This window comes from Rhizobium leguminosarum (genome assembly GCF_019798305.1).
Taxonomy (GTDB): domain Bacteria; phylum Pseudomonadota; class Alphaproteobacteria; order Rhizobiales; family Rhizobiaceae; genus Rhizobium; species Rhizobium leguminosarum_U.
In genome coordinates, this window is record NZ_JAAXDD010000004.1 from 66,152 (window position 1) to 81,645 (window position 15,494).

The following is a 15,494-nucleotide window of genomic DNA, read 5'->3' on the forward strand; positions in this document are numbered from 1 at the left end:
GCTTATTCGCCTCGATTTCGAAGTTGCGTCAGGATGGAAGCGCAGACGAAATCGGGGCTGTTTTCGACTTCATCGTTCCAAAAGCGAAGGGTACGGAAGCCTTCGGCCTTGAAATGATCGTCGCGAACTGTGTCGGCTGCGTTCTCCGCGTGCTGCGAGTCGTCGACTTCGATAATGATCTTAGCTTCGAAGCAAACAAAGTCGAGAATGTAGCGCCCCAGAGGCACCTGTCGTCTGAACTTGAAACCTTCGAGTTTCCGATCTCGAATGACCTGCCACAACATATTTTCCGCGCGCGTCGAATCCTTCCGCATCGCCTTGGCACGGCTTCGATTGACCGGCGGCGGCATGTGGCGCATCGCGTCCCTCCCTGCATCGCGCTCGACGATAGGGTATGATCCCCTCACCTGCAATTTCTAACACTTAGCTGAAGCTAAGATGTTGACGCGGCGCTCGCCTCGAAATACCTCTCCCCCTGCGGGAGAGGATACAAAATCAAGATCTTAGCCGAAGGCTAAGTCTTAGATTTTGTTGGTGAGGGGAGTTTCGGTGCGTCAATTGGCCGATATCATGATGGCTGCAAGGGATAGGATAAGCCGGAATGGGAAGAGGCGGCCGGATGGATCCTCTAGCAATCGACCCATCGCCTTTGCGGTCCGACGTCGACATGGATGATGCCGTTGCAATAGCTGCCGATGCCGCCGATGCCCGGCGCGCTCCTAGCGGCTGATATGATCGTGCGCTCCGACAGGCCGGGCATTCTGAAATCGGCCGCCAGACATTTCCCGTGCAGGGACCCGTGGCGGCGGGGATGCGGCCTGTGGCCCGAGGTTATCACCGGGCGGCGGCCGGTCTTCGCAGCAATATACGACAGGACCGCTCGCAGGCGCTCGGGAAAGCAGCCGGCACGAACGCTGACGGTCTGCACCGTGTAGGCGAGACGTGCCTGATGTTTTGGAAGATGAACGGCATGGCTTTTCGTGTCTTGACCGACGGCACCGGTTGCTGATTGTAGGGCAAAAAGGCCTGCCATGGCGAGCAAGGTTGCGTTCTGCATGGTCCCTCCGATCGGCTATCGCAGCAACCCCATCGGCGCCGGTGCCACGCGGCGGATTCTCAGTTCAAAAAAAGCTTTTTTGTGAAATTTTATACTCCATTGTGAGTAAGACGGTTGATCAATTCGGCTTAAAGCCAGGGATATCCCAGCTCAAAACTGGAATAGACATCTCAAACGCGAGGCAACACATGATGACCCAGTCTCTTTTCCTCGTCACTCTCGTCGTCGACGACTACGACCGCGCCAAGGCCTTCTATTGCGACGGCCTCGGTTTCGATTGCCTTCAGGACGAGCCGCGGCCGGAGGGCAAGCGCTGGGTGGTGGTGAAGCCGAGGGGTGGGGATGGAGCCGCCTTTCTGCTGGCGCAGGCGGCAGACGAGACGCAGCGGGCGGCCATCGGCAATCAGACCGGCGGGCGTGTCGGCTTCTTTCTGAAGACCGACGATTTCGCCCGCGACCATGCCGCCATGCTGGCGGCCGGCGTGCGCTTTCTGGAAGAGCCGCGTCACGAGGTTTACGGCACGGTGGCGGTCTTTGCGGATCCCTACGGCAACACTTTCGATCTGATCCAGCACACTGCCGCCTGAACCCCTTGATTGCGACCGATTGCCCGTGCATAAGCCGCGGCGTTAGCAATATGGGCGAAAAGCCCTGCTGCATTCTGCAGCAATTTAAACTGTGACAGCGTGGGCCCTCCACCAGCCTATTGAGGACAACATGAACGAATTCAAGAAACTCGTATTCTCCGGCGTACAGCCGACCGGCAATCTGCATCTCGGCAATTATCTCGGCGCGATCCGCCGGTTCGTGGCGCTGCAGGAAGGCAACGACTGCATCTATTGCGTCGTCGACATGCATGCGCTCACCGCCCAACTCGTGCACGAGGACATGCCGAGCCAGACGCGCTCGATCGCGGCTGCCTTCATCGCCGCCGGCATCGATCCGGAAAAGCATATCGTCTTCAATCAGTCGGCCGTGCCGCAGCATGCCGAACTCGCCTGGATCTTCAACTGCGTCGCCCGCATGGGCTGGATGAACCGGATGACGCAGTTCAAGGACAAGGCCGGCAAGGACCGTGAACAGGCCTCGCTCGGTCTTTACGCCTATCCGAGCCTGATGGCTGCCGACATTCTCGTCTATCGCGCCACCCATGTGCCTGTTGGTGAGGACCAGAAGCAGCATCTGGAGCTTGCCCGCGACATCGCGATGAAGTTCAACCTCGACTATGCCGAGCATATCAGCAGGACCGGCTACGGCGTCGACATCACCGTCGGCAACGAGCCGGTGCATGCCTATTTCCCGATGGTCGAGCCGCTGATCGGCGGACCGGCGCCGCGTGTCATGTCGCTGCGCGACGGCACCAAGAAAATGTCGAAGTCGGACCCTTCCGACCTCTCGCGCATCAACCTGATGGACGACGAGGACGCGATCTCGAAGAAGATCCGCAAAGCCAAGACCGATCCGGACGGCTTGCCGAGCGAGATCGACGGGCTGCAGGGCCGTCCGGAAGCCGACAATCTGGTGGCGATCTATGCCGCACTCGCCGACAAGTCGAAGGCGGAGGTGCTTGCCGAATTCGGCGGCCAGCAATTCTCCGTCTTCAAGCCGGCGCTGGTCGATTTGGCGATCAACGTACTCGCGCCGATCACCGGCGAGATGCGCCGGCTGATGGACGATACCAGCCATATCGACGCGATCCTGCGCAAGGGTGGCGAGCGCGCAAGGGCGCGTGCCGAGGTGACGATGCGCCAAGTGCGCGACGTCATCGGCTTCCTCTATTGAGAGTGATCCCCCTTCTCCCTGTCGCGGGGGGAAGCGGAAAAACTGGACTTGCAAATTTTCCGCTTCGGGTGTCAGAGTCCGCGCCATGGTATCGAAGCGACTCTCACGGCTCGAAGGTCACCGCCGCAAATTCATGGCGGTAATCGACGGCACACCGGAATGCCAGCGCGCCGTTCATTATGCCGGCCGGCGCGCGAAGAATTCCAATGGCGGGCTGGTGCTGCTCTACGTGATCCCCGATGGGGATTTCCAACAATGGCTCGGCGTCGAAGAGATCATGCGGGCCGAAGCGCGCGAAGAGGCCGAGGCGGTGGTTGCCAAGATCGCCCAGATCGTGCGCGAGACCATCGGCATCGAGCCTGAGGTCGTCATCCGCGAGGGCGGTGCTGCCGAGCAGATCAACGCCGTGATCGAGGAAGACCGCGATGTGGCGATCCTGGTTCTGGCCGCCGGTTCGGCGAAGGAAGGTCCAGGGCCGCTGGTCTCGTCGGTCGCCGGTCGCGCGGCGGCGTTTCCGATCCCGGTCACCGTGCTGCCGGATACGCTGACCAACGAGGAAATCGACGCCCTCTGCTAACGAAACATGCGAGCGGTTTTCGGACGACATCATGCGCTAACTCGTTAAGTTAGAACAGGATTCTAGTTTCAGGCCGACCGGGCCTGAAATCGTCCCGTCCCCGCATTTCTTGAGTACAAGTCTCTTGATTAGAGCCGTCAATCGGCCTATCTTCTTTTGAAGAATTCTAAAGACGGCCGAGACCCTGGGCCGGCCGCATGGAGAACCAGATGTTCATTCAGACCGAAGCCACGCCGAACCCCGCCACGCAGAAGTTCCTGCCGGGCAAGGTGGTGATGGAAAACGGCACGGCCGAGTTCCGCAGCACTGAGGAGGCTCAAGCCTCGCCGCTCGCCGCCCGCCTGTTCGAAATATCAGGCGTCACCGGCGTCTATTTCGGCTATGATTTCATTTCGGTCTCCAAGGACAATGCCGACTGGCAGCATCTTAAGCCGGCTATATTAGGCTCGATCATGGAGCACTTCATGTCCGGCAAGCCGGTCATGGGCGATGCCTCCATCCTCTCCGAAGACGCCGATGCCGGCGACGAATTCTTCGACGAAGGCGATGAATCGATCGTCCTGACCATCAAGGAGCTTCTGGAAACCCGCGTGCGTCCGGCCGTTGCCCAGGATGGCGGCGACATCACCTTCCGCGGCTTCAGGGACGGCAAGGTCTATCTGAACATGAAGGGTTCCTGCGCCGGCTGCCCGTCTTCGACGGCAACGCTGAAGCACGGCGTGCAGAACCTGCTGCGCCATTTCGTTCCGGAAGTGCAGGAAGTGATTGCCGCTTAAAAATCTTGAATTCGTCCGGCCGTTCATCTCAGGTTCGGCCGAACGGATTTATCGATAGGCGACACTGGTTTATTCGGAAATTGATGGCATGATCATTCTGGCGCTGGACACGGCAGGTGTGGACTGCGCTGCCGCCGTCTATGACAGCGGCAGGAATACGGTGCTGGGGGAGGCATCGGACATGATCGGCAAGGGGCATGCTGAACATCTGATTGGTATCGTCGATCGCGCACTCGATCAGGCGGGACTGGCGCTTTCTCATATCGACCGCCTAGCCGTCACCATCGGTCCCGGGTCCTTTACCGGTATTCGCGTCGGCGTTGCCGCAGCCCGTGGTTTTGCGCTCTCCCTCAATGTTCCCGCCGTCGGCGTCACGACGCTCGAAGTCATGGCATCAGCCCAGCGCGACAAGACGCCTCATCGCGCCGTGCTGGCGGCGATGGATGCCAAGCGCGACGAGATCTACCTCCAGTCCTTTGCAGCTGATGGTTCGTCCCTCGACGCTCCAAGGGCGGTCAGCGTTGCAGAAGCGCAGGCTTTTGCCGCCGGCTTCGACGGCGAGATTACCGGTTCGGCGACGCCCCTCCTCAAGGCTGACGCCGGCGGCGATCACACCAACAGATTCCCGATCTGCGTCGTGGCGCGCCTGGGCGCTGCCGCCTCCCTCGATGCCGGAAAGCCGAAGCCCCTTTATCTGCGCGGACCCGATGCCAAGCCGCAGGCCGGGTACGCGATTGCGCGACGAGTATGACGATGCTGGAAGCCTATCTGACGCTGAAACCGGAATTCGAGATTATCGCCATGGAGCCCGAGGATTGCCGCGATGTTGCCGCCCTGCACGGCGAGCGGTTCGCCCGGCCCTGGGGCGACGGTGAATTTCACGGCCTGCTGATGCAGGATACTGTTTTCGGCTTCGTCGCGCGCCAGACCAATGCCATCCTGAAAAAGCCGCTTCCGGGGTTCATTCTCGCCCGCCATGTCGCCGGCGAGGCGGAGATCCTGACGATTGCCGTGCAGGCGAAGGTCGCCCGTGCCGGACTTGGTTGGCGGCTGATGCAGGCGGCGATGCGGGAAGCGCGCTCGCGCGGCGGCGAGAGCATGTTTCTTGAAGTCGACAACGGCAATACCGCAGCGCTTGGCCTCTACCGCAAGCTCAGCTTCGAAAAGGTCGGCGAACGTCAGGGTTACTACAAACAAGAAAACGGCGCCCTCTCCACGGCGCTTGTCATGAAGCGCGTTCTTCGGTAGTTCCCTGGCAGCGAGATCACATGTAGGCCGGCGCAAATGCCGTGCGGCGTTGTCGAAACACGAATATCCCTATAGGCCGGCGATGACTGATGTAGCCAAGACCCTTGAGGAGCTTTGCACCGAACGCGGCATGCGCATGACCGAGCAGCGCCGCGTGATCGCGCGCATCCTGGAAGATTCGGAAGACCATCCCGACGTCGAAGAACTCTACCGCCGCTCGGTGAAAGTCGATGCGAAGATCTCGATCTCGACCGTCTATCGCACCGTGAAACTGTTCGAGGATGCGGGCATTATCGCCCGCCACGACTTCCGCGACGGGCGCTCGCGCTACGAAACGGTGCCGGAAGAACACCACGACCATCTCATCGACCTGAAGACCGGCACGGTCATCGAATTCCGCTCGCCCGAGATCGAGGCGCTGCAGGAGCGCATCGCCCGCGAGCACGGCTTCCGGCTGGTCGACCACCGGCTGGAACTCTACGGCGTCCCGCTGAAGAAAGAAGATCTCTGAAGCAATGGCCGCCCGGGAGACCAGCATTTGATCGCCTGGCTGCGCATCGCCTTCGCCGCCGTCATCATCCTTGCCGTCAGCATCGTGCTCATACCGCTGCAGTTGGTGGCGCTGCGGTTCGACTGGCGGCTGCGGCGCCGACTTCCGCGCGTCTGGCACCGGATCGTCTGCTATTGCCTCGGCATCCGCGTCCGCGTGAGCGGCAAGCTGGAAGATCGCCGGCCGCTGATGCTCTGCTCCAACCATTCCTCCTGGTTGGATATCATGGTGATGTCGGCCGTTGCCGACGTCGTCTTCATCGCCAAGATCGAGGTGCGTGACTGGCCGATCTTCGGCACGCTCGCCAAGCTGCAGAAGAGCGTCTTCGTCGTGCGCGAGGAGCGGCGCAAGACCGGTCATCAGGCAAACGAGATCGCCGGGCGCATGGCAGACGGTGAGATCGTCGTGCTCTTCCCGGAAGGCACGACCTCGGACGGCAACCGGTTGCTCGAGGTCAAGTCCTCGCTGTTCGGCGCCGCGGCGATGGCGGTGCCTTATTCGCCGACGGGAACCGTCGTGGTGCAGCCGGTGGCGGTTGCCTATACCAGGGTGCACGGCATCGCCATGGGGCGCTATCACCGGCCGCTCGCCGCCTGGCCGGGTGATATCGAGCTGCTGCCACACCTCCTCGACATCGTGCGCTGCGGCGCCATCGACGCCGAGGTTTCCTTCGGCGAGGCGGTCGATTATCGCGCCGAGACCAGCCGCAAGGAGGTGAGCGCGACGATCGCCTTGCGCATCCGCAACCTCCTGAACAGCCGCTTGCGCGGGCGAGAAATCTCCTAGCAGGCTACTAAAACAAGATTTCGATTTTCTCCGGCGGCAAAAACCACTAAATAGCGCGCCATGACACAGGACAGCGCCCTTCTCCAGGCCCCGGAATCGACACCCCGCGATGGCAGCAACAGCCGCAAGGTCTTCATCAAGACCTATGGTTGCCAGATGAACGTCTACGATTCCATGCGCATGAGCGACGCGCTCGCCCGCGACGGCTACGAGCCGACGGAAGATATGGAAGAGGCTGACCTCGTTCTGCTCAACACCTGCCATATTCGCGAAAAGGCGGCCGAGAAGGTCTATTCGGCGCTCGGACGGCTGCGCGAGATGAAAAAGAAGAAGGCGGCGGACGGCCGGGAGATGATGATCGGCGTTGCCGGCTGTGTCGCCCAGGCCGAAGGCGAGGAGATCCTGCGCCGCGCACCCGCCGTCGACGTCGTCATCGGCCCGCAGACCTACCACCGCCTGCCGGAGGCGCTGCGCCGGGCCAAACAAGGCCAGCGCGTCGTCGATACGGAATATGCGATCGAGGACAAGTTCGAGCATCTGCCGATCGCCGAGAGCCGAAAGATCCGCGCCCGTGGCGTCACCGCCTTCCTGACGGTGCAGGAGGGCTGCGACAAGTTCTGCACCTTCTGCGTCGTGCCCTATACACGCGGCTCGGAAGTGTCGCGGCCGGTTTCCCAGATCGTCGAGGAAGCCGAAAAGCTCGCCGACAGCGGGGTGCGCGAGATCACCCTGCTCGGGCAGAACGTCAATGCCTGGCACGGCGCCGGGAGCCAAGGCGAGGCATGGAGCCTCGGCGACCTGCTCTATCGCCTGGCCGAGATCCCCGGCCTTGCGCGGCTGCGCTATACCACAAGCCACCCGCGCGACATGGACGACCGGCTGATCAACGCTCATCGCGACCTCCGGGCGCTGATGCCCTACCTGCATCTGCCGGTGCAATCGGGCTCGGACCGCATCCTGAAAGCAATGAACCGGCGTCACACGGCGGCCGAATATCTGGCGCTGATCGAGCGCATCCGCACGGTGCGGCCTGACATCGCCCTGTCGGGCGATTTCATCACCGGCTTTCCGGGGGAGACAGATCAGGATTTTGAGGATACACTGAGGCTTGTAGAGGAGGTACGTTATGCACAGGCCTTCTCGTTCAAATACTCGACACGGCCGGGCACGCCCGGCGCGGAGCTGAAGGACCAGGTGCCGGAAGAAATCAAGGCAGAACGGCTGGAACGCCTGCAAATGCTTCTCCTGAAGCAGCAGCAGGAATTTGCCGAATCCTGCATCGGCAAGGAGATCGACCTGTTGCTCGAAAAGCCCGGTCGCATGCCGGAACAACTAATCGGACGTTCTCCCTGGCTTCAATCAGTGAATGTTGATGCAAAAGCATCGCAAATCGGTGACATTATCAAAGTGCGAATCACCGGAACCGGAACAAACAGCCTGTTTGCCGAACGCGCAGAGGCTGCGGTTTAACCTAAGGAGCCCGACCGCTTGAACGGACAAGAATTGGTTTCTTCTTCACCGCGCCACCCCCGCACGCCGAGCGACACCAATCACTTCGTCCTGACGTTCGAGAACAACCGATTCGCCAGCGAGCTCTTCGGTCAATTCGACCAGAACCTCAAGCTGCTCGAGCAACGGCTCAATATCGATGCGCGGGCACGCGGCAATTCTGTCGTCATCACAGGCGATGTCGTGACCACCAATCAGGCGCGGCGCACGCTCGACTATCTCTATGAAAAACTTCAGAAAGGCGGCAGCGTGGAACGATCCGACGTCGAGGGCGCAATTCGCATGGCGGTCGCCGCCGACGATCAGCTCAGCCTTCCCACAATGGAACGCAAGGCCAAGCTGACGATGGCGCAGGTTTCGACACGCAAGAAGACGATCATCGCCCGCACGCCGACGCAGGACGCCTATATCAGGGCGCTGGAACGCGCCGAGCTCGTCTTCGGCGTCGGCCCGGCCGGCACCGGCAAGACCTATCTCGCCGTCGCCCATGCCGCTCAGCTGCTGGAGCGAGGCGCGGTCGAAAAGATCATCCTGTCGCGTCCGGCGGTCGAGGCCGGCGAGCGCCTCGGCTTCCTGCCCGGCGACATGAAGGAAAAGGTCGATCCCTATCTTCGTCCGCTCTATGACGCACTCTACGACATGATCCCCGCCGACAAGGTCGACCGGGCGATCACTGCCGGCGTCATCGAAATCGCGCCGCTCGCCTTCATGCGTGGCCGCACGCTCGCCAACGCCGCCATCATCCTCGACGAAGCGCAGAACACGACATCGATGCAGATGAAGATGTTCCTGACGCGTCTCGGCGAGAATGCGCGCATGATCGTCACCGGCGACCCGAGCCAGATCGACCTGCCACGCGGCGTCAAATCCGGCCTCGTCGAGGCCTTGCAGCTTCTGAACGGCGTCGAGGGCATCTCGATCGTGCGCTTCAAGGATACCGACGTGGTCCGCCATCCGCTGGTCGGGCGCATCGTCAGGGCCTATGATTCCACCTATGCCGTCGCCGAAGACGTCAGCCGGCAGGGCTAATGGCCGAACTCGACATCCAGATCAGCGTCGAGGACATCGGCTGGCCCGGCGAGGAAACGCTGCAGTCGTTTTGCGAACGCGTGCTCAGTGCCGCGGCAATCTATCTCCGCGACAGCGAGAAGCAGCCCTTCCCGACGATGCCGCCCGAGGTTTCGCTTGTCTTTACCGACGATGCCTCGATCCAGGACATCAACGCCGAATGGCGCGGCAAGGACAAGGCGACCAACGTGCTCTCCTTTCCCGCCTTTCCGGTTCAGCCCGGCAAGATGCCTGGTCCGATGCTCGGCGACATCATCATCGCCCGGGAGACGGTGGAGCGGGAAGCGACCGAGCTGGAAAAGAGCTTCGACGACCACCTGACCCATCTTCTGGTGCACGGTTTCTTGCATCTTCTCGGCTACGATCATATGAATAGTGCCGAAGCCGAAATTATGGAGGGGCTGGAGACTCGCATTTTAGCGCAGCTCGGCCTATCTGATCCTTACGAGGGTCAAGACCTTAAAATGGAACCATGAGCGACTTTACGACGAAGCCGGCGGCAGACGCCAAGGACTCCGAGCCATCCTCCTCTTCGGACGAGGCAGGCAGTAGTAGTCGGCCATCCGGCCGATCCCAATCCTTCTGGTCGCGCGCCGCGCGCATCCTTCGCCCGCAGCAGGGCTCGCGACTGCGCGAGGATCTCGCCGACGCGCTGATGACCGATGCGGCCGGCGACGACGCCTTTTCGCCCGACGAACGGGCGATGCTCAACAACATCCTGCGCTTTCGCGAAGTGCGCGTCGCCGACGTGATGGTGCCGCGCGCCGATATCGAGGCGGTCGACCAGAACATCACCATCGGCCAGTTGATGATCCTCTTCGAAGAATCAGGCCGTTCGCGCATGCCTGTCTATGCCGATACGCTCGACGATCCGCGCGGCATGGTTCATATCCGCGATCTGCTCTCCTATGTCGCCAAGCAGGCGCGAAACAAACGCCGCGGCCCGACGAAACCGGCCGCTGTCGTGCCGGCGATCGAGGTTGCGCCCGAAAACATCCAGAAGACCACGCGTTCGGCCAAGCAGAATTTCGATCTCGCCCGCGTCGACCTGCAAAAGACGCTGGCCGAGGCCGGCATCATCCGCAAGATCCTGTTCGTGCCGCCGTCGATGCTGGCGTCCGACCTGTTGCGCCGGATGCAAGTAAACCGCACGCAGATGGCGCTCGTCATCGACGAATATGGCGGCACCGACGGGCTTGCCTCGCATGAAGACATCGTCGAGATGGTGGTCGGCGATATCGACGACGAACATGACGACGAAGAGGTGATGTTCAAGCGCGTCGCCGAGGACATGTTCATCGCCGACGCCCGGGTCGAGCTGGAAGAGATCGCCCAAGCGATCGGGCCGGATTTCGACATCAGCGAGCAGGTCGACGAGGTCGATACGCTGGGCGGCCTGATCTTCTCGGCGCTCGGCCGCATTCCGGTGCGCGGCGAAGTCGTGCAGGCGCTCCCAGGCTTCGAATTCCACATCCTCGACGCCGATCCGCGCCGCATCAAACGGCTGCGCATTACCCGCAAGCGCCACGCGGTTCGCCGCCGCGCCAAGACGGATGGCGACATCGCTCCCGGCTCCGAGGCCGGCGACGACCGGCCGGCGGAATCGACCGCCAACTGACAGGGCCCAACTGACGGGACCCAACTGATGGGACAAAGAGCCGCTTTTTTGAAAGACTGCGGATGGGTTGATTCGCGGTTTGATGGGAGTGTGCATGGAGCGGCTTGCGGACAGGGTTATCCTCGTCTGGGGTTTCAATCGGTCGCTGCTGGCCATCGCCGCCGGGGCATTCGCGGTTCTGGCGCTGCCGCCCTTCGGCTTTTTCGCGGCAATGTTCGTTTCCTTCACGCTGCTCGTCTGGCTGATCGACGGGGCGGCGGCTTCGCCTGAGAGCGGCCTGATCGGCAGGCTGTGGCCGGCGTTCACCACCGGCTGGCTGTTCGGCTTCGGCTATTTCGTCGCCGGCCTCTGGTGGCTCGGCCATGCGCTGCTGGTCGATCAGGAGGAGTTTGCCTGGGCGCTGCCGCTGGCAATCCTCGGGCTGCCGGCCTGTCTCGCGATCTTCTACGGGCTGGCGGCGGCCCTTGCCCGCATCGTCTGGTCTGATGGCATGGGGCGGATCGCCGCGCTTGCAGCTGGCTTCGGGCTGATGGAGTGGCTTCGAAGCGTGATCCTCACCGGCTTTCCCTGGAACGCCATCGGCTACGGCATGATGCCGGTTCCGCTGATGATGCAGTCGGCGCATGTGATCGGGGCGATGGGGGTGACGGCCCTTGCCGTCTTCGTCTTTTCTGCGCCTGCGCTTGCTGGGACGCGCCAAGGCGCGCGGCCGGGCATCGTGCTCGCCGTCCTGCTCTTTGCCGCCCATCTGGGTTATGGCGCTTATGCTCTCTATCTCGCGCCTCGGCCGGACACGTTGCCGGAGGGCAAGCGGCCGGTGGTGCGGTTGGTGCAGCCGGCGATCGACCAGGCGGCGAAGATGGACAACGACGCCGACCGCGCCGCGATCTTCGAGACGCATCTGAAGCTTTCGGCTGAAGCGCCGAAGAATGGCGGACGCAAACCCGATATCATCGTCTGGCCGGAAACCTCGATCCCCTTCATCCTGACCGACAACCAGGATGCGCTGACGCGGATCGCCGATACGCTTGATGACAACCAGGTGCTGATCGCCGGCGCCGTCCGCGCCGAGGAGATGGGACCGGGCACTCCGACGCGCTATTATAATTCCATCTACGTGATCGACGGCCGCGGCCAGATCATCGGCGCCTCCGACAAGGTGCATCTGGTGCCTTTCGGCGAATACCTGCCCTTCGAGGACGTGCTCACCGAATTCGGCATCCAGAACGTCGTCGAAATACCAGGAGGGTTTTCGGCCGCGGCAAGCCGGCACCTGCTGACGCTGCCCGGCGGCCTCGATCTCTATCCGCTGATCTGCTACGAGATCATTTTCCCCGACGAAATGACCGGCGACATAAAAGACGCCAACGCGATCCTCAATATCACCAATGACGCCTGGTTCGGCGCGACGCCCGGCCCCTACCAGCATTTCCAGCAGGCACGGGTACGGGCTGTTGAAACCGGTCTGCCGCTGATTCGTGATGCCAATAGCGGCATTTCAGCGCTGGTGAACGCCCACGGGGAAATTATTGCGGGCCTCGATCTTGAGGAAACCGGCTTCATCGATGCAACGCTCGATAGCATCAGCACGGGACTCGGAACTACACACCCCCAGCAAACATACTTCTGGTTGACCGAGGCGCTGCTGATTCTGATTGCGCTAATTTCTCGCAGGGGTTTTATTTCCGGGTTGAATTGACCAAAAACCCCTAAAATTGCATAGTGATGACAATCGGCGTTCTTAACGTATGTTCGAAGGTGGGTTTTTCACCTCTTGCAACGTGGCGTTTTGGGATGGATCAGGGGCATGCCGGTTAGAAACAGGTTGAAATTCTTAACTAGGGCACGACCATGATTGAAAACAAAAAGAAGCCGAATCCGATCGACATCCATGTTGGCAGCCGTATCCGCCTCCGTCGTACGATGCTGGGCATGAGCCAGGAAAAGCTTGGCGAAAGCCTTGGCATCACCTTTCAGCAGATCCAGAAATACGAAAAGGGCACCAACCGCGTCGGCGCAAGCCGTCTGCAGAACATCTCGAACATCCTCAATGTTCCGGTGTCCTTTTTCTTCGAGGACGCGCCCGGCGAACATTCTGCCGGCGGCGGCGGCATGGAAGCCTCCAGCTCGAATTACGTCGTCGATTTCCTCTCCTCCTCGGAAGGACTGCAGCTCAATCGCGCCTTCGTCAAAATTTCCGATCCCAAGGTTCGCCGCAAGGTCGTGGAGCTGGTGAAAGCCCTGGCGGCTGAAGCCGACGCCGACTGAACCAAGACCAGTGCAGAATTCGAAAGGCGGTCGAAAGGCCGCCTTTTTTGCGTTTTTGGGGCAAAATTTGTCACTTTGCCACAGATATAAAGATATATTTATGTCCTTCTGCGCTTGTCATCAGCCCTCGAACTGAGTACCTACTAGCTGGCTTTTATTCTTTGAGGGGAATCCCGAAATGCGCGCGAATTATTTCTTTACCAGCGAATCTGTTGCCGAAGGTCATCCGGACAAAGTCTGTGACCGCATCTCCGACGAGATCGTCGATCTGGTCTACCGCGAAGCGGCCAAGACCGGTGTCAACCCATGGGGCGTGCGCATTGCCTGCGAAACGCTGGCGACGACCAACCGCGTCGTCATCGCCGGCGAAGTTCGCCTGCCGCCGAGCCTGATGAAGAAGGACAAGGACGGCAGGGACGTCATCAACCCGTCCAAGTTCAAGGCCGCCGCCCGCCGCGCCATCAAGGATATCGGCTACGAGCAGGACGGCTTCCACTGGAAGAAGGCCAAGATCGACGTGCTCTTGCACTCGCAGTCGGCCGATATCGCGCAAGGCGTCGACAGCGCTGCCGACCAGCAGGGCGACGAGGGCGCCGGCGACCAGGGCATCATGTTCGGTTACGCCTGCCGTGAAACGCCGGACCTGATGCCGGCCCCGATCTATTATTCCCACAAGATCCTGCAACTGCTCGCAGTTGCCCGCAAGAAGGGCGACGGCGAAGTCGCCAAGCTCGGCCCCGACGCCAAGAGCCAGGTCACCGTGCGTTACGTCGACGGCAAGCCGTCGGAAGCAACCTCGATCGTGCTCTCGACCCAGCATTTCGACGAGAGCTGGGATTCGAACAAGGTCCGCGCCGTCGTCGAGCCCTATATCCGCGAAGCGCTCGGCGAACTGAAGATCGCCGACGATTGCAAGTGGTACATCAACCCGACCGGCAAGTTCGTCATCGGCGGACCGGACGGCGATGCGGGCCTCACCGGCCGCAAGATCATCGTCGACACCTACGGCGGTGCCGCTCCGCATGGCGGCGGCGCATTCTCCGGCAAGGACACGACGAAGGTCGACCGTTCGGCTGCCTATGCTGCCCGCTACCTCGCCAAGAACGTCGTCGCTGCCGGCCTTGCCGACCGTTGCACGATCCAGCTCTCTTACGCCATCGGTGTCGCTCAGCCGCTGTCGATCTATGTCGACCTGCACGGCACCGGCAAGGGTGTTTTCGAGGATCAGGTCGAAGCCGCGATCCGCCAGAACATGGACCTGTCGCCGTCGGGTATCCGCCGTCATCTCGACCTCAACAAGCCGATCTACGCCAAGACCTCGGCTTACGGCCATTTCGGCCGCAAGGCCGGCCGCGACGGCTCGTTCTCCTGGGAGCGCACCGACCTCGTGAAGGCGCTCAAGGAATCCGTTAAGGCCAAAGCCGCTGCATGACGGATATGGAACGCCGCGGCCGGTCGACCGAAGCCTTCTTCGGTCGTCGCAAGGGCAAGGCCCTGCGCGAACAGCAGGCCGAGACGCTGAATAGTCTTCTGCCGGCATTCCTGATCGATCTTACAGCGGCTCCTCCGGAGCCGCTGACATCCCTCTTCCCGGTTCCGGTCGAGAGATTGCGGCTGGAAATCGGTTTCGGCGGCGGCGAGCACCTGATCCACCGCGCGCTGGAGACGCCTTCGACCGGCTTCATCGGCGTCGAACCCTTCGTCAATTCCATGCAGAAGCTTCTGACGCGCATCGGCGAGACCAGCGCCTCCAATATCCGCGTCTATAATGACGACGCGACGCAACTGCTCGAGTGGCTGCCGGACCGTTCACTCGATCAGATCGATCTGCTCTATCCCGATCCCTGGCCGAAGCGGAAGCACTGGAAACGGCGCTTCGTCTCGAAAACCAATCTCGGCCGCTTTCATCGCGTGCTGAAGCCCGGCGGCCTGTTCTGCTTCGCCTCCGACATCGATACCTATGTGAACTGGACGCTGATCAAATGCCGCGACCATGGCGGCTTCGACTGGATAGCCGACAATGCAGCGGATTGGCTGACCCCCTATGAGGGCTGGCCGAGCACACGCTACGAGGCCAAGGCGCGCCGCGAAGGCCGGTCTTCGGCCTATCTGACGTTCAGGAAGATCTGAGCCCACCGCAAACTGAAAGTGCTCAGCATCCTTTGCGCGTCTGAAAAGACGCGCGGCGCTGCAGGTGCAATGCCGCGACATCCGTCCCAGACCGCGGCGAAATCGAGTAAGCGGCCGCGCACCGA

General features: G+C 61.4%; 18 protein-coding genes. 16 read left to right on the top strand and 2 right to left on the bottom strand.

All coding sequences use genetic code 11. The annotated features are described in order from the left end of the window. Positions 1 to 2 precede the first annotated feature (2 nt). The gene (locus HFO99_RS08365) at positions 3 to 359 is read right to left on the bottom strand and encodes an endonuclease domain-containing protein (protein WP_222360499.1); all 357 of its coding nucleotides are present in this window, start codon (positions 357 to 359) and stop codon (positions 3 to 5) included. Positions 360 to 628: 269 nt separating this feature from the next. Beyond that, positions 629 to 1,057: a YcbK family protein gene (locus HFO99_RS08370; protein WP_222360503.1), complete on the bottom strand. Its 429-nt coding sequence runs from the start codon at positions 1,055 to 1,057 to the stop codon at positions 629 to 631. A gap of 188 nt (positions 1,058 to 1,245) precedes the next feature. Here HFO99_RS08370 and HFO99_RS08375 point away from each other — a divergent pair, with 188 nt between their 5' ends. The 16 genes from HFO99_RS08375 to HFO99_RS08450 all read left to right on the top strand — a co-directional run bounded on the left by HFO99_RS08375 (position 1,246) and on the right by HFO99_RS08450 (position 15,369). Next, positions 1,246 to 1,644 carry a VOC family protein gene (locus tag HFO99_RS08375; RefSeq protein WP_222360504.1) on the top strand — a complete coding sequence of 133 codons (399 nt, stop codon included), beginning with the start codon at positions 1,246 to 1,248 and terminating at the stop codon, positions 1,642 to 1,644. Positions 1,645 to 1,774: 130 nt separating this feature from the next. After that, positions 1,775 to 2,839, top strand: coding sequence for a tryptophan--tRNA ligase (gene trpS / locus HFO99_RS08380; RefSeq protein WP_222248319.1), 1,065 nt, complete (start codon positions 1,775 to 1,777; stop codon positions 2,837 to 2,839). A gap of 85 nt (positions 2,840 to 2,924) precedes the next feature. After that, the gene (locus HFO99_RS08385; protein WP_003544884.1) at positions 2,925 to 3,416 is read left to right on the top strand and encodes a universal stress protein; all 492 of its coding nucleotides are present in this window, start codon (positions 2,925 to 2,927) and stop codon (positions 3,414 to 3,416) included. A gap of 209 nt (positions 3,417 to 3,625) precedes the next feature. Next, positions 3,626 to 4,192: a NifU family protein gene (locus HFO99_RS08390; RefSeq protein ID WP_003544881.1), complete on the top strand. Its 567-nt coding sequence runs from the start codon at positions 3,626 to 3,628 to the stop codon at positions 4,190 to 4,192. An 88-nt stretch (positions 4,193 to 4,280) separates the two neighbouring features. After that, entirely contained in the window at positions 4,281 to 4,943 is a 663-nt protein-coding gene (gene tsaB / locus HFO99_RS08395; protein WP_222360507.1) for a tRNA (adenosine(37)-N6)-threonylcarbamoyltransferase complex dimerization subunit type 1 TsaB, read from the top strand. Continuing rightward, a complete protein-coding gene (locus HFO99_RS08400) occupies positions 4,940 to 5,440 on the top strand; it encodes a GNAT family N-acetyltransferase (protein ID WP_222248323.1) in 501 nt (166 codons plus the stop codon). The genes tsaB and HFO99_RS08400 overlap by 4 nt, the downstream gene beginning before the upstream one ends. A gap of 82 nt (positions 5,441 to 5,522) precedes the next feature. Further along, positions 5,523 to 5,951, top strand: coding sequence for a Fur family transcriptional regulator (locus tag HFO99_RS08405; protein WP_003544875.1), 429 nt, complete (start codon positions 5,523 to 5,525; stop codon positions 5,949 to 5,951). Positions 5,952 to 5,978: 27 nt separating this feature from the next. Further along, positions 5,979 to 6,776: a lysophospholipid acyltransferase family protein gene (locus HFO99_RS08410; RefSeq protein WP_222360510.1), complete on the top strand. Its 798-nt coding sequence runs from the start codon at positions 5,979 to 5,981 to the stop codon at positions 6,774 to 6,776. Between the two features lie 60 nt (positions 6,777 to 6,836). Further along, entirely contained in the window at positions 6,837 to 8,246 is a 1,410-nt protein-coding gene (miaB, locus tag HFO99_RS08415) for a tRNA (N6-isopentenyl adenosine(37)-C2)-methylthiotransferase MiaB (protein ID WP_222332435.1), read from the top strand. Between the two features lie 18 nt (positions 8,247 to 8,264). Next, on the top strand, positions 8,265 to 9,314 hold the full coding sequence (locus tag HFO99_RS08420) for a PhoH family protein (RefSeq protein WP_222332436.1): 1,050 nt from the start codon (positions 8,265 to 8,267) through the stop codon (positions 9,312 to 9,314). Further along, positions 9,314 to 9,829, top strand: coding sequence for an rRNA maturation RNase YbeY (gene ybeY / locus HFO99_RS08425; protein WP_018070056.1), 516 nt, complete (start codon positions 9,314 to 9,316; stop codon positions 9,827 to 9,829). Before HFO99_RS08420 ends, ybeY begins: the two co-directional genes overlap by 1 nt. Beyond that, positions 9,826 to 10,971 carry a hemolysin family protein gene (locus HFO99_RS08430; RefSeq protein WP_222332437.1) on the top strand — a complete coding sequence of 382 codons (1,146 nt, stop codon included), beginning with the start codon at positions 9,826 to 9,828 and terminating at the stop codon, positions 10,969 to 10,971. The genes ybeY and HFO99_RS08430 overlap by 4 nt, the downstream gene beginning before the upstream one ends. 94 nt (positions 10,972 to 11,065) lie before the next feature. Continuing rightward, entirely contained in the window at positions 11,066 to 12,670 is a 1,605-nt protein-coding gene (gene lnt / locus HFO99_RS08435; protein WP_222360514.1) for an apolipoprotein N-acyltransferase, read from the top strand. A gap of 152 nt (positions 12,671 to 12,822) precedes the next feature. Next, a complete protein-coding gene (locus tag HFO99_RS08440; protein ID WP_017966725.1) occupies positions 12,823 to 13,239 on the top strand; it encodes a helix-turn-helix domain-containing protein in 417 nt (138 codons plus the stop codon). Positions 13,240 to 13,417: 178 nt separating this feature from the next. Next, positions 13,418 to 14,671 (top strand): methionine adenosyltransferase, encoded by a 1,254-nt coding sequence (gene metK / locus HFO99_RS08445; RefSeq protein WP_222360518.1) that lies wholly within the window; start codon positions 13,418 to 13,420, stop codon positions 14,669 to 14,671. Then, complete coding sequence (locus tag HFO99_RS08450) at positions 14,668 to 15,369, top strand: tRNA (guanine(46)-N(7))-methyltransferase TrmB (protein WP_222360521.1); 702 nt, start codon at positions 14,668 to 14,670, stop codon at positions 15,367 to 15,369. Before metK ends, HFO99_RS08450 begins: the two co-directional genes overlap by 4 nt. Positions 15,370 to 15,494: the final 125 nt, after the last annotated feature.